General features: G+C 44.1%; 14 protein-coding genes and 1 pseudogene. 6 read left to right on the top strand and 9 right to left on the bottom strand.

Annotated features, from left to right (window positions below):
* Positions 1-31: 31 nt before the first annotated feature.
* Complete coding sequence (locus tag F896_RS12280) at positions 32-1,597, bottom strand: CoA-acylating methylmalonate-semialdehyde dehydrogenase (RefSeq protein WP_416201941.1); 1,566 nt, start codon at positions 1,595-1,597, stop codon at positions 32-34.
* Between the two features lie 58 nt (positions 1,598-1,655).
* Entirely contained in the window at positions 1,656-3,038 is a 1,383-nt protein-coding gene (locus F896_RS12285) for an omega-aminotransferase AptA (protein ID WP_171069657.1), read from the bottom strand.
* Positions 3,039-3,134: 96 nt separating this feature from the next.
* Between F896_RS12285 and F896_RS12290 the strand changes: the two genes are divergently transcribed.
* Positions 3,135-4,055: a LysR family transcriptional regulator gene (locus F896_RS12290; protein ID WP_016163263.1), complete on the top strand. Its 921-nt coding sequence runs from the start codon at positions 3,135-3,137 to the stop codon at positions 4,053-4,055.
* A gap of 68 nt (positions 4,056-4,123) precedes the next feature.
* Here F896_RS12290 and F896_RS12295 read toward each other — a convergent pair whose 3' ends face one another.
* From F896_RS12295 to F896_RS12320, 6 genes are all read right to left on the bottom strand, one after another.
* Positions 4,124-5,491 (bottom strand): MFS transporter, encoded by a 1,368-nt coding sequence (locus F896_RS12295; RefSeq protein WP_016163262.1) that lies wholly within the window; start codon positions 5,489-5,491, stop codon positions 4,124-4,126.
* Positions 5,492-5,581: 90 nt separating this feature from the next.
* A complete protein-coding gene (locus tag F896_RS12300) occupies positions 5,582-6,868 on the bottom strand; it encodes a DcaP family trimeric outer membrane transporter (protein ID WP_016163261.1) in 1,287 nt (428 codons plus the stop codon).
* A gap of 250 nt (positions 6,869-7,118) precedes the next feature.
* Positions 7,119-7,859: an SAM-dependent methyltransferase gene (locus tag F896_RS12305; RefSeq protein WP_016163260.1), complete on the bottom strand. Its 741-nt coding sequence runs from the start codon at positions 7,857-7,859 to the stop codon at positions 7,119-7,121.
* 23 nt (positions 7,860-7,882) lie between these two features.
* Positions 7,883-8,875: a biotin synthase BioB gene (gene bioB / locus F896_RS12310; RefSeq protein WP_016163259.1), complete on the bottom strand. Its 993-nt coding sequence runs from the start codon at positions 8,873-8,875 to the stop codon at positions 7,883-7,885.
* A gap of 87 nt (positions 8,876-8,962) precedes the next feature.
* Positions 8,963-10,657 carry an AMP-binding protein gene (locus F896_RS12315; RefSeq protein ID WP_016163258.1) on the bottom strand — a complete coding sequence of 565 codons (1,695 nt, stop codon included), beginning with the start codon at positions 10,655-10,657 and terminating at the stop codon, positions 8,963-8,965.
* A 113-nt stretch (positions 10,658-10,770) separates the two neighbouring features.
* Entirely contained in the window at positions 10,771-11,388 is a 618-nt protein-coding gene (locus F896_RS12320) for a TetR/AcrR family transcriptional regulator (protein WP_004808114.1), read from the bottom strand.
* A gap of 149 nt (positions 11,389-11,537) precedes the next feature.
* On the opposite strand from F896_RS12320, the gene F896_RS12325 reads away from it, so the two are divergent.
* The 5 genes and pseudogenes from F896_RS12325 (at position 11,538) to F896_RS12345 (ending at position 18,052) form a co-directional block, all read left to right on the top strand.
* Positions 11,538-12,710, top strand: a complete 1,173-nt coding sequence (locus F896_RS12325) for an isovaleryl-CoA dehydrogenase (RefSeq protein ID WP_016163257.1) — start codon at positions 11,538-11,540, stop codon at positions 12,708-12,710.
* Between the two features lie 24 nt (positions 12,711-12,734).
* The gene (locus tag F896_RS12330) at positions 12,735-14,336 is read left to right on the top strand and encodes a carboxyl transferase domain-containing protein (RefSeq protein ID WP_016163256.1); all 1,602 of its coding nucleotides are present in this window, start codon (positions 12,735-12,737) and stop codon (positions 14,334-14,336) included.
* A gap of 9 nt (positions 14,337-14,345) precedes the next feature.
* Positions 14,346-15,180, top strand: a pseudogene (locus tag F896_RS12335) (enoyl-CoA hydratase/isomerase family protein).
* Positions 15,162-17,153: an acetyl/propionyl/methylcrotonyl-CoA carboxylase subunit alpha gene (locus F896_RS12340; RefSeq protein WP_016163254.1), complete on the top strand. Its 1,992-nt coding sequence runs from the start codon at positions 15,162-15,164 to the stop codon at positions 17,151-17,153. Before F896_RS12335 ends, F896_RS12340 begins: the two are co-directional and overlap by 19 nt.
* Complete coding sequence (locus F896_RS12345) at positions 17,150-18,052, top strand: hydroxymethylglutaryl-CoA lyase (protein ID WP_016163253.1); 903 nt, start codon at positions 17,150-17,152, stop codon at positions 18,050-18,052. The genes F896_RS12340 and F896_RS12345 overlap by 4 nt, the downstream gene beginning before the upstream one ends.
* A 244-nt stretch (positions 18,053-18,296) precedes the next feature.
* On the opposite strand, the gene F896_RS12350 is transcribed toward F896_RS12345, so the two are convergent.
* Complete coding sequence (locus F896_RS12350) at positions 18,297-19,235, bottom strand: LysR family transcriptional regulator (RefSeq protein ID WP_032882353.1); 939 nt, start codon at positions 19,233-19,235, stop codon at positions 18,297-18,299.
* Positions 19,236-19,341 lie beyond the last annotated feature (106 nt).

Below are 19,341 nucleotides of genomic sequence, written 5' to 3'. Positions count from 1 at the left end.
GGAAAACCTACGGTCTCCCCTCTAACAAAAATTAATTTAAAGTTGGCATCGCAAATTGTTTCGCCTCACGAATTTGTGCAGATGGCCAACGTTGGGTGATGGTTTTACGGCGGGTATAAAAACGTACACCATCTGGCCCATAGGCATATAAATCACCAAATAGTGAACGCTTCCAGCCGCCAAAACTGTGGTAAGCAACCGGTACAGGTAATGGCACATTCACCCCGACCATGCCCACTTGGATGTTATTGCTAAAATAACGCGCCGCCTCACCATCACGGGTATAAATACAAGTGCCGTTGCCATATTCATGGTCATTGATCAACTGCATGGCTTCTTGCATGGTCTCGACACGAAGCACCTGTAATACCGGCCCAAAAATTTCTTGTTGATAGCTGGTCATCTCTGCTGAAATTTGATCAATCAAGGTTGGCCCGACAAAGAATCCATGTTCATAACCGACGGGTTTGGCGTCACGTCCATCCACCACAATTTTAGCACCTTGTTGCTCGGCGCTTTGGATATATGCTTGTACCTTCTGTTTATGTGCTTGAGAAATGAGCGGTCCAAAGTCATTGCTGGCATCGGCATAATGACCAAACTTCAATTGCTGCATCTCTTGTTTAAGCTTGGCAATCACCACATCAGCCACTTCATCGCCAATGGCCACCGCAACAGACAAGGCCATGCAACGCTCACCCGATGAACCAAAGGCTGCACCTAATAAGGACGTAACCACATTATCAATATCGGCATCTGGCATAATGATGGCGTGGTTTTTTGCACCACCTAAGGCCTGACAGCGTTTTCCTGTCGAGGTCGCTGTTCGATAAATATATTCTGCGATTGGCGTTGACCCCACAAAACTAATCGCTTGAATTTTGGGATGATGCAGTAAAGCATCGACGGCTTCTTTATCACCATTGACCACATTAAACACCCCATCGGGCAAGCCCGCCTGTTTAAGTAACTCAGCCAAATAGAGTGCGGCTGAAGGAGCCTTTTCAGAGGGTTTTAAAATAAAGCAATTGCCACATACAATCGCCATCGGGAACATCCACAACGGCACCATTGCAGGGAAATTAAAAGGAGTAATCCCTGCAACCACACCTAAAGGTTGAAACTCACTCCAAGAATCGATATCTGGGCCAACATTTTTAGAATACTCACCTTTTAAAAACTCAGGTGCGCCACAGGCATATTCCACATTTTCAATGCCACGCTGTAATTCACCTTTGGCATCATGACAAATCTTGCCATGCTCCTGTCCAATCAATTCACACAAGGTTTCAGCATTCTCTTCAAGCAATTGTTTGAACTTAAACATCACCCGCGCACGTTTGATCACCGGCGTATCGCGCCATGCAGGGAATGCCTGTTCTGCAATCTGCACCACCTGATTCACCAACTGTGTATCCGCCAATGCAACTTCTTTGCTGATCTCACCTGTTGCCGGATTATAAACCGCTTGTTTTCTATTAGATTTGGTGACCAAACCACCTTGAATAAAATGCCCAATCAATTGAATGGTTGAGGCTTGAGCTGAATCCGTATTGCTGAACGCATTGGCATTAAAATGTTCTAAATTATTCATCAGTATTCCTTGTCTCTGTATCTTATTTTCCATTTGCTTTTGGCGGGTACTCAGCCAAGCTTTATTTCACTTGATAAAGGGTTTCACCCACAGCATTGATCAAGCGTGATAATTGCGCTTCGGTACTATTGAACATAGGGCCAAACTGAATAGTGTCTCCACCAAAACGCACATAGAAACCGGCTTTCCATAGCTTCATACCGATTTCAAAACCACGAATGGTGGCATCACCATCTCTTGGTGCTAGTTGTAATGCACCGATCAAGCCACAGTTGCGGATATCAATAATGTTTGGTGCACCTTTTAATTCATGTATCAGTTTTTCAAAACTTGGCGCCAAAGCCGCTGATTGAGTGATCAGGTTTTGATTTTCCAGTACATCTAAAGTGGCTAAAGCCGCGGCGCAGGCAACGGGATGCCCTGAATAGGTATAACCATGGGTAAATTCAACCGCATGTTCAGGCAAGTCTTGTTGCATAAAGGCATCATAGATTTCGTGGCTTGCGACAACGCCGCCTAATGGAATGGCGCCATTGGTAATTTGTTTGGCGAAGGTCAGCAGATCAGGCGTTACATCGAAATATTCAGCCGCTGTCCATGTGCCCATGCGCCCAAAGCCCGTAATCACCTCATCAAAGATCAGCAGGATATTGTGTTGATCACAGATTTCTCTGAGACGTTTTAAATAACCTGTCGGTGGCACAATACAACCTGCCGAACCCGAAACAGGTTCAACAATCACTGCTGCGATATTGGATGCATCATGTAGCTCAATCAGTTTGAGCATTTCATCAGCCAGCTCAATTCCACCCGTTTCGGCACAACCTTTAGTAAAACTCAGATGCGGTTGCAAGGTATGCGGTAAATGATCTACATCCATCAATTGACCAAACATTTTACGATTGCCACCAATACCGCCCAGACTGGTGCCTGCCACGTTGACACCATGGTAGCCACGTGCCCGCCCAATCAGCTTGCTTTTGCTCGGTTGACCTTTAATCCGCCAATAAGCTCTTGCCATTTTGATTGCAGTATCTGCTGACTCAGAACCAGAATCGGTAAAAAATACATGCTGTAGTTTTTCAGGCATGTGCTGCACAATTTTCTCAGCCAATTGAAAAGACATTGGGTGCCCAAATTGGAAGGCTGGTGAATAATCCAGTTTTGCCAATTGGCGACTCACCGCTTGTTGAATTTCAGGCAAACTATGCCCTGCGCCGCAGGTCCACAAACCTGACAATGAGTCATAAATCTCACGTCCTGTACTGTCAATCAAAGACGAACCTTTGGCTGCCACGATGATGCGTGGATCTTGATGAAAGTTGCGATTGGCGGTAAAAGGCATCCAATGTGCTTGGTAATTTAAGCGCATAGGCACTTCTGACGGACTGGCTTCCAATGCATCATCACTGTCATTTGTGGTGTCGATATCAAACATAATCACTCTTCTTGTTTTGGGCTTATGTTTGGAGTGTACAGCGCGTTATAGTTTTGATAAATTCAAATTGTCTTGAGTTTAGATATAAAAAAGTAAAACTAAATGAAATCGAAAAAATTAAATCAAGTGACTGATTTTGATATAAAACTACTAAAAATATTTAAAACGGTGTGTGACTGCCACAGCTTTAGCGCTGCTGAAAGCCTGCTTGGAATTAGTCGTTCTGCGATTAGTCTGCATATGAGTGATCTGGAAAATCGGCTCGGTATTCGACTGTGCCAACGTGGTCGAGCGGGCTTTGCCCTGACCGATGAAGGCCGTGAAATTCTGGAATATATTGAAGTGTTGAATGCTTCGATTGAAGACTTTCGAGCCAAAATCAATCAAATGCATAATCAGCTCAAAGGTGAATTTAATATTGGCATTATTAATAACTTGGTCACCATGCCCAGCGCCTATATCACCAATACCCTTGCGCTATTGGCTGATGAAAATCCAGAAGTGTTGATTAACATCAGTATGAGTACCTTGTCCGATATTGAATGTCGTGTTTTAGACAATCGCTTACATGCAGGCGCCATCCCCTTAGTCACTCCATTATCAGGTTTGGATTATTTTGATTTATATAGCGAAAACTCTTTGCTCTACTGCGGTAAAAATCACCCGTTGTTTCAACATTTAGGTGACATACAGACCGCAGACTTAAAACAGTGGCAAGCGGTATTACCCAATTATGCAACTCCAGCAGAGGCGGCAAAATTACACCAATTGCTTGATTGCTCAGCCACCGCCAGTGACCGTGAAGGGATTGCCTTTCTAATCTTAACGGGAAAGTTTCTCGGTTTTTTACCCGATCATTATGCAAGGAAATGGGTGCAAGATGGTTTCATGCAGCCTATCTTGCAGGACGTGATGTATTACAGTACCCCGATCTGTCTCATCACCCATAAAGGCAAAAACTACAATATGATTTTAAAAACCTTTATGGAGATCCTAAAAACCAGAATCATGCTGCTGGCTTAACTCAGACTAGAATAAAAAAGTCGATGAGCTGGGCTCATCGACTTTGTTTTATCAAGCATGATGCACTGCTATGCTTCGCCTGTTTCAGCGATGTTTGTCGCTGGATTGACTGTGCTTTTACTCCCGCTATCCGATTCATGCCGTTTCAGCACCAACACCGCAAAAATCGCAATAATCGCTGGGATGGCAATCATCACAAAGTTCAGCTTATGTGGTAGACCCAAGGTCAGCAGCATGCCTGTTAAAATCGGCCCGACGATAGCACCAATTCGCCCAACTGCAGACGCACAGCCAATCCCTGTCGAGCGGACACTCAATGGATAGAATTGCGCTACATAACTATAAAGTAAGATGGACGTACCAATGGTTGCAGCACCCGCAATCGTCACCAAGCCATATAAAATATAGGCTGGCGAGTTATAACCGAGTCCGACCAAGGCAAATACCCCTGCTACAAACATGGTTAAAATCACAGGCTTTAAGTGGAATTTATCTGAAAGTATGCCACCAAAAATTGCCCCAAGCATGGCCCCGACATTCAGCGCCAGCAGGAATAGGATACTTTTACCCAATGAATAGCCTGCTGCCAGCATCAGTTTTGGTAACCAACTACTTAATGCATAAACCATCAACAAGCACATAAAGAATAATAGCCAGAACATCAAGGTACTTAGAGCACGACCATGTTGAAATAAGGCTTTGGCGGAACTGCCTGTATCCAGATGATCATCATTCAAGCATAAGCGTGTCTCACTGCTTAATGCCTGTTCTGGTGCAATTTTTTGAATGATGGCATGGGCTTGTTCGGTCTTGCCGCTTTTCACCAAAAAGGTCAGTGACTCAGGTAAGAACTTCCATAAAATCGGTAACAACAACAATGGAATGCCGGCGATCAAAAACATGATTTGCCAGCCTTGGCTTTCAACTAAATAACTGCCCAACAATGCCGAAATAATCCCACCAATGGCATAGCCACTAAACATGCTCCCGACCAAGGTACTGCGTATCCGTTTCGGTGCGTATTCAGAGGTCAAAGCCACCAGATTCGGCATTACCCCACCAATGCCTAAACCCGCTAGAAATCTTAAAAGACCGAACTCAAAAGGCGTCGATGCAAATGCACCCCAAAAGGTAAAACCACTAAAAAACGTCACACAAATCAAGATCACTTTTTTGCGACCGATTTTATCTGCTAAAGCCCCGAATAGCATGGCACCAAACATCATGCCGCATAAAGCGGTACTGGCCAACATACCCGCCTGCACCGCGGTGAGTGACCATTCCTGCATCAATACAGGCAAAACCACACCATAAATAACCAGGTCATAACCGTCAAAAATAATAATCAGTAAACACCAAAGCAAAATGCTCCAGTGAAAAGGGGTAAATTTTGCTTGGTCAATAATTGCATTGACATTCAACATCGATGTTGCCATTTAATCATCTCCTCTATGAGATAAATTCTTGTTCATTTTTAAAACGACATACTGCACCCTAAAGAAAAAACAGATTATTCAAGGTCTTGATTAAAAATCGTAACTCGCCATCATATTGAAGCGGTTATCGATCCCGTTACGGCCGTCAAAGGTTTCTCGCTCGCCATAGACATACTCCACGCCCAAGGTAATCGGTTTATATGGGTTGTACATGGCATTGATCCAGCCCTGCCAAAGTTCCTTGTTTTGAGTTGCATTATTTTTTTGAATTTCAGCGAAAGTATTGTCATCCTTGGCTTTCATATAGCCATAACCCAAGGTTGAGCGAAGCTTCGAATTAAATTGATGGGTTAGACCTGCTGAAATGGTATCGAACTCATTACTCTGAATATGATTTTTATCATCAATTACATAGCTGTTATTGGTCCAAAGCAGAAAGCGGCCATCACCTTTAACATGGTAATAATCAGCTTTTAAGAAGGTTTGTGGTGTCAGCTGATATTTACCGCCGAGCCCTACACCCCATGCCCATTCCTCATCATTGCTGGTCTTTTTCTCGGCCATAAAGGTTCGACCTGATAACAATGAACCATTAGCAAATTTATGGTTCAACCGCCCAACTAAAGCAGGCAATCGCATTTCATTATCAGGGTCGGAAGTTGCGGTATATTTAGGGTCTTCAATCGCGACAGCAAAACTGGTATTGGCTGATAAATTATCGCTATAACGTACCAAAGGTGAACGTTGTAATGCCCCACCAACATAAGTTCCCGCATCAATGGTTTCTGGATAATATTCAGGTGCAATAAAGGTTGACCAAGTCTGACCGATCAACCATTTATCAAAGGTTAAATAGGCATGACGGATGCGGAATTGATCGCGTGTGCTACCTCCAAAAAAGTCCATTTCCAGCTTGCCACCAACCTCACCCGCGGCTGTCGGTGTTTTAAAATTTAAGCCCAAACGGGTGACGTTGATGGTTGAATGCAAACGATCTTTTTGTTGAGATTCCTCGGCAGTATGTTCCAGTGGTACGCCACTGATATTGTTATACATGGTCGATGCACCTTTGGCCTGATAAGAGGCATCGGCACGGAGATAACCATATAAATTGACTTCTGCCCCACCTTTGCTGATATTCAGTTTTGGAGCTTGTGTTTCAGTCGCCTGTGGCGCAGTAGTTACGGCGACTTGAGCCGTCGATTGGGGCGGAACAGGTTGCTTTACATATTGTTGCAGCATAGCACGCAACTCTTGAACTTCCTGTCTGAGTTGTGCAATTTCAGCACTTTCAGTTCCCGAATAAGCAGAGGACATAGCCGTTAAAACTGCCGTTGCCAATATGCTTTTTTGTACCGTTAAAATAAACTTTTTCATTAAAATCAATTTCCTTTTCGGCTAATCTTAAAACCTGTTTTAAGATCATTCTTTGTTTGTGTTTTTCCTTTGTCGTACGGATGTACCACATCACATTTTTTATTCTAAAAACTTCAAACCATTGATTTATTTAATTTTCACCTCCTATTAAAATAAATAGCCACTTTTTAAAAGACAGTAGAACCTAGCAGCGGCAATCGCAGCCACTTTTAAAAACTTCCGTTAAAAGCTAAAAAATTAAGTTGCTGTTTTAATGTTGAGTTCCTTGTTGAGTGAAAACTACCTTGCCAGAAAGTTCCGAGGTCAAGATATCCTCCTGTTTTTTCTGGGCAATCAGTCCTTGATAAGTTAAAACTTGGCTAAAGCAATGCACCTGTTCAAAACCTGTGTGCTGAAGCAGTTGCTGATAAGCGTCAAAAGAGAGTGTGAAAAAGTCTTGTGCTAAACGCTCCATCATGGCTTGGCTCTGCTCGGCACTCAGACCATTGTTCTGACACAGCAATGGCAACGCTTTAAATTGTTGAGGATCTTCACAAGCCATCAGGTCGTAGGTCATGAGCAACCCATCCGCTTTTAACCGCTGTGATATTTCAGCAAAGAAACTCGGTTTAAGCGCATGCGGTACAAAATGCGCAACCAATATCGACAGCGCTGCATCGAATTTTGGCTGTGTAGGCAATTCTGCTGTTTCGCCATGAACAAATTGCACACGCTCGGACTGACCCAGTGCCTGAATCAGTGCTTGTGCTTTCTGCAACATACTCAAAGAAGGATCAACAGCCGTAAAGCGCCAAGATGGATGTCTATTCAGTAGATATTCAAGCTCATAGCCTGTACCACAACCGACAATTAAAATCTGTGCATCTGAACTTAAAGCGGACTGTAAAATTGCATCGACTTGTTGATGCATCAGCTCATAACCTGGAATGAGACGACGAATATGATCGTCATAGCGTTCCACTACTTTTTGACTGTTAAAATCTTTCGCCATTCGATCCTCTACTTTTAAAAGCCTTAGACGGTTAGCATCGCATCAACTGATAACTGCTTTATAGAAGGTTTGCTCGCTTCAATACTCAAACCTAGTTTTTGAAATAAAGCTTGGTCACGATTTTCACCTGCATTGGCGGTGGTTAACAACTTTTCACCTGAAAAGATAGAATTGGCACCTGCCATAAATGCCAGAGCTTGATCTGAATCGGTTAATGCTTCACGGCCTGCCGAGAGTCGAATATAACTTTTCGGCATAATTAATCGTGCCACAGCAATAGTCCGAATCCACTCAACAACATCCAGTTTTTCCACTTGAGCCAATGGTGTCCCTTCAATCGGTACCAGCATATTGATCGGTACAGACTCTGGATGTAGCGGCAAAGTTGCTAACTCATGTAAAAGACCAATCCGATCCTCTCGGCTTTCACCTAAACCGACAATACCGCCGCTACAGACTTTTAACCCTGCCTGACGAACATGGTCTAGTGTATCCAGTCGATCATCAAAAGTTCGGGTGCTGATAATGTGGGAATAATATTCCCGCGAGGTATCCAGATTATGGTTGTAATAATCCAGACCTGCATCTTTTAAACGCTCCGCCTGAGAGGCATTCAGCATGCCCAAGGTCATACAGGTTTCCAGCCCTAAAGCTTTGACCTCGCGCACCATGTCCAGTACATAAGGCATATCGCGCTCATGTGGATTGCGCCATGCAGCACCCATACAAAACCGAGATGCGCCTGAGGCTTTGGATTTTTGTGCCTCTTGAATGACTTTCTCCACGGCAATGCGTTTTTCAGCTTCCAGTTTTGAATCATAACGCGCTGATTGTGAACAATACTTGCAATCTTCAGGGCATTTTCCAGTCTTAATAGAGAGCAAAGTACTGACCTGAATCGTATTCGCAGCAAAATACTGTCGGTGCAACTGCTGTGCCTGAAACAGCAAATCTAACAATGGCTGCTCATATAAAGCCTGTATTTCTGCACGTGACCAATCATTTCTAATCTTCATTTCTTGATCCTGACATCCTATGTTTAGATAGCAACCACAACATCAAAGCCCCTCCTCAGTCGCAATGTACAAAGGAGGAATACGGTTTTAATCAAAAATTTCAGCAGTCAAATTCAGCTCTACCCGCATGATTTCCTGCAATTTAAATTTCTGAGCTTTTCCTGATGCGGTCATTGGGAACTCATCAAAAAATTTAACGTAACGTGGCACTTTATTATGTGAAATATGCTCTTTGCAGAAACTGCGAATACTGTCTTCATTACTTTGGTGATGTTCGTGCAAAATAATGCAGGCGCAGAGTTCCTCACCATAACGCATGTCGGGTAGACCAATCACTTGCACATCACAGACATCAGGATGGGTATATAAAAAGTCTTCTATTTCTTTGGGAAACAGGTTTTCACCCCCGCGAATGACCACATCTTTAATTCGACCTTTGATTTTGACAAAGCCTTCACTGTCCATTTCAGCGATATCACCCGTATGCATCCAGCCTGCTGCGTCGATCACTTCTTTGGTTTTTTCAGGCTCATCCCAATACCCCGCCATGACCGAATAACCACGTACGCACAGTTCACCCAATGTTCCTTGCGGCACAATTTCGCCTTCCAAGTCGACAATTTTGACTTCCAAATGTGGATGAACATGCCCGACCGTGCTAACGCGTTTATCAATTGAATCATCAATATAACTCTGCACACTGACTGGAGAGGTTTCGGTCATGCCATAACAGATGGTGATTTCTGACATATGCATACGGTCAATCACACGCTGCATAATTTCTCTCGGACATGGACTGCCTGCCATAATGCCCGTACGTAAACTAGATAAATCAAAGTCGGCAAATTGCTCATGTTCCAAAATGGCAATAAACATGGTCGGCACGCCATAGGCCGCCGTACATTTTTCCTGCTCAATGGTTTTTAAAGTTTCCAGTGGATTAAACACTGATGCAGGATAAACCATGGTTGCACCATGAGTAATACAGGCCAGATTGCCCATCACCATGCCAAAACAGTGGAATAAAGGTACCGAGATACAGACGCGATCTTGGGGAGTTAAGCCAATCCCTTCACCAACAAAATAACCATTATTGAGAATATTATGGTGGGTCAACATGGTTCCTTTCGGATTCCCTGTTGTGCCTGAGGTAAATTGGATATTAATGGTTTCATCAAACTGCAACTGCTTGGCTAAACGCTGTAACTCATCGAGCTGAGATTGATTTGGGGTTTCGAGTAAATCGCTAAAACGATGGATGCCGGTATGTTGCTGCTCATCAATTTTAATCACATATTTTAAATGTGGTAACCGAGCTGCATTCAATATCTTATCAGGGCTAGATGCGAGTTCAGGTGCAATCTTACTCAGCAATTCTTGATAATCTGTGGTCTTGAATTGCGAGGCGATGACCAAGCCTTTGCAGGAGACTTTATTGAGTACATATTCCAGTTCGTGACTTTTATAGGCCGTATTCAGATTCACCAAAATAATGCCAGCTTTGAATGCAGCAAATTGGGTCACGGTCCATTCCACACAGTTGGGCGACCAGATCGCTAGTCGATCCCCTTTTTTCAAGCCCAGCTTGAGCAGACTACAGGCAAACGCATTCACTTCATGCTGTAGCGCTTTATAGCTTAAGCGTCGGTTCTGGTGTGAACTGACAATCGCCTCTTGCTCAGCATATTGCTGGCAGACTTGATCAAATTTATCTCCAATCGTCATCCCCAACAGGGGTTGCGAACTGGTTCCAGAGGCATAGCTTAACCGTACATGTTGCATTGAATCATTCTCCTTGATTCTTTTTTAATTCTGTTCTTACCTGATCTAATTGTTGTAACTGCAACTACTCTTCAAACTACCTATTGTTGTGATGTTAAACCGTTTTGTCTGCCCTACTTTTTCTGTACTGCATCCACACAAAAGTCAGCAATCTGTTTGGAAAAATAGTCTTTGTGCGCATGATCAAACTTGGTGTTTTGCGCTGGATCCAACGGTTCGACCACCACATAGGTCATCGCACCAACAACACACATCGCTGTTGTGTTTAAGTCATCCAAAACAAACTCACCACTTGCATTTCCATCTGCAAGGATTTTTTTAATACTTTGTTTAATCAACTGCTTTACCCGAAAACGCTCATGTTCAACGCTTGAATCCACGGGTTCAAACATGAGTGCATATGCCAGCTGCGGACTGTTCAAGGCCCGTTTGACAAAGGTCGCGACTGCCTTGTGCAATTTTTGTTGTGCGGTCAGATCACTTTCTGTGATGGCATCAATCACCAACAGTTCGGTATTGATGGCTTCTGACAAGACCTCAATTAACACCTGACTTTTATTGTCAAAGTAGCGATACACCAGACCACTTGAGACCCCTGCTTGCTCAGCAATGGTTTGTATCTGTGCGTCTTTGAACCCTCCCTCTGAAATTAATTTTCTGGCTGAACTCAAAATCGATTTACGATTTTGCTCCATCCGCTCCTGCATTAAAGTTGATCGTTTATAGCTCATAAATTTTATTCTCTAACAAATAAAGTGAATTGTAAATCATTTTATGAATCACTATTCACTTTTTTAAAAATTCATTGTAAGGTACATCATAAGCACACACAACAACGCTTAAATGGAACAACAAATATAATCACTGGGATGACAATACAATGAACCTACGTAGCTTGAACTTTGGACTAGATGAAACATTAATTGCTCTACAAGATTCAGTTGCTGCATTTTGTGCAAAAGAAATTGCACCCATCGCACAGCAAGTCGACCAAGACAATGTCTTCCCTGCCCATCTCTGGAAAAAATTTGGCGATATGGGACTGATGGGTTTAACCGTCTCTGAAGAATATGGCGGCACTAATCTGGGCTATCTGGCACATATCATTGTGTTGCAAGAAATTTCACGTGCATCCGCCTCTATTGGTCTTTCTTACGGTGCGCATTCTAACTTGTGTATTAACCAGATCAACCGTAACGGCAGTGAGCAACAAAAACAGAAATATTTACCCAAGCTGATTTCAGGTGACTTTGTCGGTGCTTTAGCGATGTCTGAACCGAATGCAGGTTCGGATGTAGTCAGTATGAAACTGCGTGCTGAACAAAAAGGCGATCATTTTGTTCTCAATGGTTCAAAAATGTGGATCACCAATGGCGGTGATGCTGATGTATTGGTGGTGTATGCCAAAACTGATCCACATGCGGGTGCCAAAGGCATGACAGCATTTCTGATCGAAAAAGATATGCCCGGTTTTAGCCATGGCAAGCACCTAGATAAGTTGGGTATGCGTGGCTCTAATACCTATCCACTATTTTTTGACAATGTGGAAGTGCCAGCAGAAAACGTACTCGGTGGTGTTGGCAATGGTGCCAAAGTACTGATGAGTGGTCTGGACTATGAACGTGCAGTTTTAAGTGCTGGTCCTTTAGGCATTATGGATGCGTGTTTGGATGTGGTGATTCCCTACCTACATGAACGTGAACAATTCGGTCAGGCCTTGGGTGAATTTCAATTGATGCAAGGCAAACTGGCGGATATGTATTCCACTTGGCTGGCTTGTAAAGCCTTGGTCTATGCGGTTGGTGCGGCCTGTGACAAAGCCGACCATGACCGTAGCTTACGCAAAGATGCGGCCAGTGCAATTCTATATGCAGCAGAAAAAGCCACGTGGATGGCGGGTGAAACCATTCAAACTCTCGGTGGTAATGGTTATATCAATGAGTTCTCGGCTGGCCGTTTATGGCGCGATGCCAAACTTTATGAAATTGGTGCAGGAACTTCGGAAATTCGCCGCATGCTGATTGGCCGTGAACTGTTTAATGAAACCAAATAATAACCATAAATCAGGATGCAGCTTATGAACCAATTACACAGCAAAATTAATGTTCGAAGTGAAGACTTCAAAACCAATCAACACGCCATGCAAACATTGGTCAGCGATCTGAAACAAGTGGCTCAAAAAGTAGCACTCGGTGGTGGTGAAAATGCCCGTCAAAAACATTTGGCCAGAGGCAAACTTTTACCACGCGATCGTATTGATCAGTTAATTGATGTCGGGACGGCTTTTTTAGAAATTGGTCAGTTGGCTGCTTACAAGGTGTATGAAGATGACATTCCGGCTGCGGGAGTGATTGCAGGTATTGGCCAAGTCAATGGTGTGACCTGCATGATCGTCGCCAACGATGCAACCGTCAAAGGTGGTACCTATTATCCATTGACGGTGAAAAAGCATTTACGTGCGCAGGAAATTGCTGAGCAAAATCATTTGCCGTGTATTTATCTGGTGGATTCGGGCGGTGCATTCTTACCGATGCAAGATGAGGTCTTCCCTGATCGAGATCATTTCGGTCGTATTTTCTATAATCAAGCACGTATGTCGAGCCAAGGTATTGCCCAAATTGCGGTAGTGATGGGTAGCTGTACTGCTGGCGGTGCTTATGTGCCGGCTATGTCTGATGAAACGATTATTGTCCGTAATCAAGGTACGATTTTCTTAGGCGGCCCACCATTAGTCAAAGCAGCGACTGGCGAAGTCGTCAGTAGTGAAGATTTGGGTGGTGGTGATGTGCATACTCGCCTGTCAGGGGTTGCCGATCATTTGGCGGAAAATGATGAACACGCACTTGCGATTGCCCGTAACATCGTTGCCAACCTGAATAAGAAGCCTAACGAATTAAACAAACAGATTGATGAACCGCTATTTGATGCAAATGAACTTTATGGCGTTGTGCCCAGTGATGCGCGTAAGCCCTTTGATGTACGTGAAGTGATTGCACGTATTGTCGATGGTTCACGCTTTGATGAATTTAAAGCACGTTTTGGTTCCACTTTAATTACAGGTTTTGCCTCTTTGTACGGGATGCCTGTCGGTATCATTGCCAATAATGGGATTCTCTTTTCCGAGTCAGCACAAAAAGGTGCTCACTTTATTGAATTATGTACTCAACGCAATATCCCATTGCTGTTTATCCAAAACATCACTGGCTTTATGGTCGGTCGCCAATACGAAAATGAAGGCATTGCAAAAAATGGTGCCAAGTTGGTGATGGCAGTTGCCACAGCCAATGTACCGAAACTCACTTTGATTATTGGCGGTTCTTTTGGTGCAGGTAACTATGGCATGTGCGGACGTGCTTATTCCCCACGCTTTTTATGGACATGGCCAAACTCGCGTATTTCGGTGATGGGTGGTGAACAGGCAGCCAGCGTACTGTCGACCTTAAAACGTGATCAGATTGAGCAAAAAGGCGCGCAATGGTCAGCACAGGAAGAAGATCAATTTAAACAACCGATTCGTGACCAATATGAGCATCAAGGGCATCCATATTATGCCTCTTCCCGCCTCTGGGATGACGGCGTCATTGACCCTGCTCAAACCCGTCATGTGCTGGGGCTGAGTCTTGCTGCTGCGCTGAATGCGCCGATTCAACCGACCAAGTTCGGCGTGTTCCGCATGTAAGAGGTGTCTATGAGCTATCAATTTTTACAACTGGAACAACACGGTCAAGTGGCCTATGTTTGGCTAAACCGACCAGAACTGCACAATGCCTTTAATACTACGGTGATTGAAGAATTACATGCCTGCTTTACCAGCTTAAATCAGCGTGATGATGTGCGTGTGGTGGTCTTGGCTGGACGTGGCAAAAGCTTTTCAGCAGGTGCCGATCTGAACTGGATGAAACAGGCGGGTCAAGCCTCTTCAGCGGAGAATGAAGCCGATGCGCTCAAACTTGCGCAAATGCTAAACACACTCGCGACCTTAAAGCAACCGACGCTTGCACGTGTGCATGGTATTGCCTTTGGTGGTGGCATGGGTTTGGCCTCGGCTTGTGATATTTGTATTGCCAGTACTGACGCCAAATTTGCCACCTCGGAAGTTCGACTCGGTCTTGCACCATCCACCATCAGTCCCTATGTGATTGGTGCCATTGGTGCTCGGCAGGCTTCTCGCTACTTCTTAACTGCTGAACGAATTTCAGCACGGGAAGCCAAACAGATTGGCTTGGCCCATGAAGTGGCAGATGCCGAAGACTTAGACCGAAAAGTTCAAGAAATCATTGATGCATTGCTGCTCGGTGGGCCACAGGCTCAGGCTGAATCGAAACAGTTGATTCAGATGGTCAGCCACCAAACAATGAGTGATGATTTACTCCAGCAGACTGCACAGCATATTGCTCAAGTTCGTCAAGGCAGCGAAGCCAAAGAAGGTCTGAATGCCTTTTTAAATAAACAACAACCTGCGTGGACTTCCACTCCCCAATAACAACAATTCAGGACGATCACAATGTTTGAAAAGATTTTAATTGCGAACCGTGGCGAGATTGCCTGCCGTGTGATTCGTACTGCAAAAAAACTTGGTATTGCAACGGTTGCGGTGTATTCAGATGCAGATGCCCATGCACAGCATGTCAAAATGGCGGATGAAGCGATTTATATTGGGCAATCCCCTGCCACACAAAGCTATTTACAGGTGGATCGTATTATTCAGGCAGCGATTGATACTGGCAGCCAAGCAATTCACCCTGGTTATGGTTTCCTGTCTGAAAATGACCAATTTGCCCTAGCTTGCCAGCAACATAATATTTGCTTTATTGGCCCACCCGTGGATGCGATTTTAGCCATGGGTCTCAAAGCCACCTCTAAAGCCTTAATGGAAAAAGCAGGTGTGCCTTTAACACCGGGTTATCACGGAGCCAATCAAGATGCCGACTTTTTAAAACAGCAAGCCGATGCAATTGGCTATCCTGTACTGATCAAAGCCAGTGCTGGCGGTGGCGGTAAAGGTATGAGCTTGGTCGAACGTAGTGAAGATTTCTTACAGTCCTTAGCTTCGTGTAAACGTGAAGCCAAGTCTAGCTTTGGCAATGACGATGTCCTAATTGAACGCTATGTGATTCAGCCACGTCATATTGAAGTACAGGTCTTTGGTGACACGCATGGGAACTATGTGCATCTGTTTGAACGAGACTGTTCGGTACAACGTCGTCATCAAAAAGTACTCGAAGAAGCACCTGCACCACAAATGCCTACTGAGAAACTGGATGCCATGCGTCAAGCAGCGATTGATGCTGCCCGTGCGGTGGATTATGTCGGTGCGGGTACGGTTGAGTTTATTGTGGAACAAGACGGTACCGCCTATTTCATGGAAATGAATACCCGTTTGCAAGTTGAACATCCCGTTACCGAAATGATTACCGGTGAAGATCTGGTGGAATGGCAACTGCGTGTCGCCGATGGTGAACCGCTACCAAAACTGCAACATCAATTACAGATTCATGGTCATGCACTTGAAGCACGTATCTATGCCGAAGAACCCGAAAAAGGCTTCCTACCTGCCATCGGCAAAATTGACTATCTACACTACCCAACGCAAAACCAGTCTGTCCGTGTTGACAGCGGTATCGTAGAAGGTGATGAAATCACCACCTATTACGATCCAATGATTGCCAAATTGATTGTATGGGGAAAAAACCGTGAAGCGGCTTTGATCCAAATGCAACACGCGCTTAGTCAATTCCATGTCGATGGCTTGGGGAATAACATTGCCTTTCTGCAAAAGATTGTACGCTGTGATTCATTTAAACAGGCCAAACTGGATACCAATCTGATTCAACGTGAACATGATTTCTTGTTCCAGCCTGAACAGATTAAACCTGAATTGGTTGTTGCCACCGCCTTTATCGAATTTTTAAGTAAACTTAATCACAACCGCTCTAGCCAAAAACAGTTATGGCAAGCACAACCGCTATGGCGTTTAAATATCGCCTTTAAGCAAACCATCAAACTGAACTATCTAGATCAGAATATTCACATCAAGCTGAGTTCGGCTGAACACGGTTTTAATGCAGAATATAACGGCGAAAGTTACCAGATTTCTGGACAATTATTGGATGCACACACAGCGGTGATCCATATCAATGGCACCCAACAGAAACTGTCTTTTAACCAGAGTCCACAAGGCATTACCCTATTCAATACTGGGCAAAGCCATAAATTTGCCTATATTCGCCAAGATTACCATCAAGAAGATAGTCAAACAGATCAAGGCCACCTCAAAGCACCAATGCCGGGTGTGGTGACTCAGGTTCTAGTCAGCGCAAATCATAATGTCAAAAAAGACGATATCTTAATGACGCTTGAAGCCATGAAAATGGAATACACCATCCGAGCACCACAAGATGGCGTGATTGTTGATGCCTATTTTCAGGTTGGTGATCAGGTCAAAGCTGGCGATGAACTGGTGGAATTTCAGCCTTTACAGGAGGAAGTTGCATGAGTGAATTTGTCAAAATCGTGGAAGTTGGACCCAGAGATGGCCTGCAAAATGAAAAACAGGCGTTGACCGTCGAACAACGCCTGAATTTTATTCACGATTTGATTGATGCTGGCCTGAAATCGATTGAGGTCGGTTCCTGTGTATCTGCCAAATGGGTGCCGCAAATGGCACAAAGTGATGAACTGTTCAAACAGCTCCCACAAGGTAGCGATCTGAATTTAAGTTTGCTTACCCCAAATATCAAAGGTTTTGAGGCTGCTCAGACGGTAGGATGCAAGGAGGTTGCGGTATTTACCGCAGCTTCTGAAAGTTTCACCCGTAAAAATATTAATTGTTCGATTGATGAGAGTTTTGAGAAATTTAGCGATGTCATCAATGCTGCCAAAGCGCAGCATATCCGTGTGCGTGGTTATGTCTCTTGTATCGTGGACTGTCCCTATGAAGGTGCGATTGCACCTGATCAAGTGGTAGCCGTGGTTAAAAGACTGTATGACATGGGTTGCTATGAGGTTTCTTTAGGTGAGACCATCGGTACCGCCACACCTGATCGAGTCAAAAAAGTTTGGCAAGCTTGTCTAGCTGAACTTGATAGCACCGTTTTGGCAGGGCATTTTCACAATACCTACGGCATGGCGATTGCCAATATTTACCAGTCCTTACAGCAAGGCATTCGTGTATTTGATTCTTCACTGGCTGGTTTGGGTGGATGCCCTTATGCCAAAGGTGCTTCAGGCAATATTGCGACCGAAGATCTGTTCTATTTGCTGTTGCATATGGGCTTTGAAACGGGGATTGATTTAGAAAAACTGATGCAAGCCAGCCAAAATATTAGCCATGTCTTAAACCGAAAAAGCTTATCTAACTATGCGAATGCATATTGGCAGACAAAGTGTGCTTAGTTACACCTAGATTCGGATTCACTCATCATTTGACAATAAGCTTAATCAATCAAGCTTACTCAACTCATTAGGTCTCACCTTTTTCTCGTTCCATGTCGATAGTGGGACGAAACTCGTCTATGCGATTTATTGAAATATAATATTCATCTCTGTACGAAATGCCTCTATTCTAAAGAAGCATTTTCTACTTTTTTTATTTTAATCCTTATTCTTTTGATCCTTTTTGTAAGGAGCATTTAAATTTTTATAAAAAATAATCCGTATCCATTTGGATTTTTGGCGAAATATGTTGCTCGACCCACTCCAGCCATGTCCGTGTTTTTGCATCCACAAAATGACGCGATGGCAATAAGGTATACACCCCAATATCAGGTGATCGCCAAGCAGGTAAAATACGACGCAGTCGCCCTGCCCGAATTGCATCAATCGATGAGAAGGTCGGCAATAATGCAATGCCCATATCCTGTTGTACCACATCCAGCAACAACTCAGGGGTATCGGCAATCAACGGCCCATTAATATCAATCTGATAAGAACAGCTGTTTTCACTGACCAAATGCCATTGCGGCGTAATGGAGGGATTGACCAAGCGTAAGCAGGCATGCTTTTGCAAATCATCCAAGGATTGAGGTTCCCCATACTTTTCTAAGTATGCAGGTGATGCACATAACACCGAGAAGATGGTACCAATTCGACGTGCCACAAATCGTGAATCTGCCAATGACTCGGTGAGATATAGACTGACATCAATGCCCTTACCTAACAAATCAGGCACATTCTGTGAGGTGCGATACTCCACTGTAAGCTCAGGATAGCTTTGGCAAAACTCCGCCATCATCGGTGCCAGATAATGATGGCCAAAACTGGCCATACTCAACACCCGTAACCGCCCTTGTGGCCTGGCTGCCATTCCCATCGCTTGTGCTTCGGATTCCTCGACCATCGCCAGTACTTGGCGACACTGCTCGGCATAGTTTGCCCCAATTTCGGTCAAGGCATGCTGGCGGGTTGATCGTTGTAGTAGTTTTGTACCTAAACGCCCCTCTAATTCGCTAATTAATCGCGAAACTTGCGCAGTTGTCAGTTCCATCTGTTCAGCAGCAGCCGTGAAACTCCCGCTATCAATCACTTTCAGGAAGGCATGCATGGCATGTAACAATCCACCATCAAGATTTTTGCGCATAACGTAAATATCTTTTTCTAAATTACGCATTGTTGCACCAGTCTGGATCAACCACAATGACAAATATGTACATTGATTGAGCAGTTTTTTTAGCGAACGCCGCTGA

Origin of the sequence: Acinetobacter genomosp. 15BJ (assembly GCF_000400715.1) — a bacterium.
Classification (GTDB): domain Bacteria; phylum Pseudomonadota; class Gammaproteobacteria; order Pseudomonadales; family Moraxellaceae; genus Acinetobacter.
This window is presented reverse-complemented; position numbering and strand designations above follow the sequence as displayed.

Excerpts from the sequence above, each read along its gene's own strand:
- F896_RS12290 (WP_016163263.1), top strand. The coding sequence starts at position 3,135 with ATGAAATCGAAAAAATTAAATCAAGTGACTGATTTTGATATAAAACTA.
- F896_RS12295 (WP_016163262.1), bottom strand. The coding sequence starts at position 5,491 with ATGGCAACATCGATGTTGAATGTCAATGCAATTATTGACCAAGCAAAA.
- F896_RS12300 (WP_016163261.1), bottom strand. The coding sequence starts at position 6,868 with ATGAAAAAGTTTATTTTAACGGTACAAAAAAGCATATTGGCAACGGCA.
- F896_RS12305 (WP_016163260.1), bottom strand. The coding sequence starts at position 7,859 with ATGGCGAAAGATTTTAACAGTCAAAAAGTAGTGGAACGCTATGACGAT.
- bioB (WP_016163259.1), bottom strand. The coding sequence starts at position 8,875 with ATGAAGATTAGAAATGATTGGTCACGTGCAGAAATACAGGCTTTATAT.
- F896_RS12315 (WP_016163258.1), bottom strand. The coding sequence starts at position 10,657 with ATGCAACATGTACGGTTAAGCTATGCCTCTGGAACCAGTTCGCAACCC.
- F896_RS12320 (WP_004808114.1), bottom strand. The coding sequence starts at position 11,388 with ATGAGCTATAAACGATCAACTTTAATGCAGGAGCGGATGGAGCAAAAT.
- F896_RS12325 (WP_016163257.1), top strand. The coding sequence starts at position 11,538 with ATGAACCTACGTAGCTTGAACTTTGGACTAGATGAAACATTAATTGCT.
- F896_RS12330 (WP_016163256.1), top strand. The coding sequence starts at position 12,735 with ATGAACCAATTACACAGCAAAATTAATGTTCGAAGTGAAGACTTCAAA.
- F896_RS12340 (WP_016163254.1), top strand. The coding sequence starts at position 15,162 with ATGTTTGAAAAGATTTTAATTGCGAACCGTGGCGAGATTGCCTGCCGT.
- F896_RS12345 (WP_016163253.1), top strand. The coding sequence starts at position 17,150 with ATGAGTGAATTTGTCAAAATCGTGGAAGTTGGACCCAGAGATGGCCTG.
- F896_RS12350 (WP_032882353.1), bottom strand. The coding sequence starts at position 19,235 with ATGCGCAAAAATCTTGATGGTGGATTGTTACATGCCATGCATGCCTTC.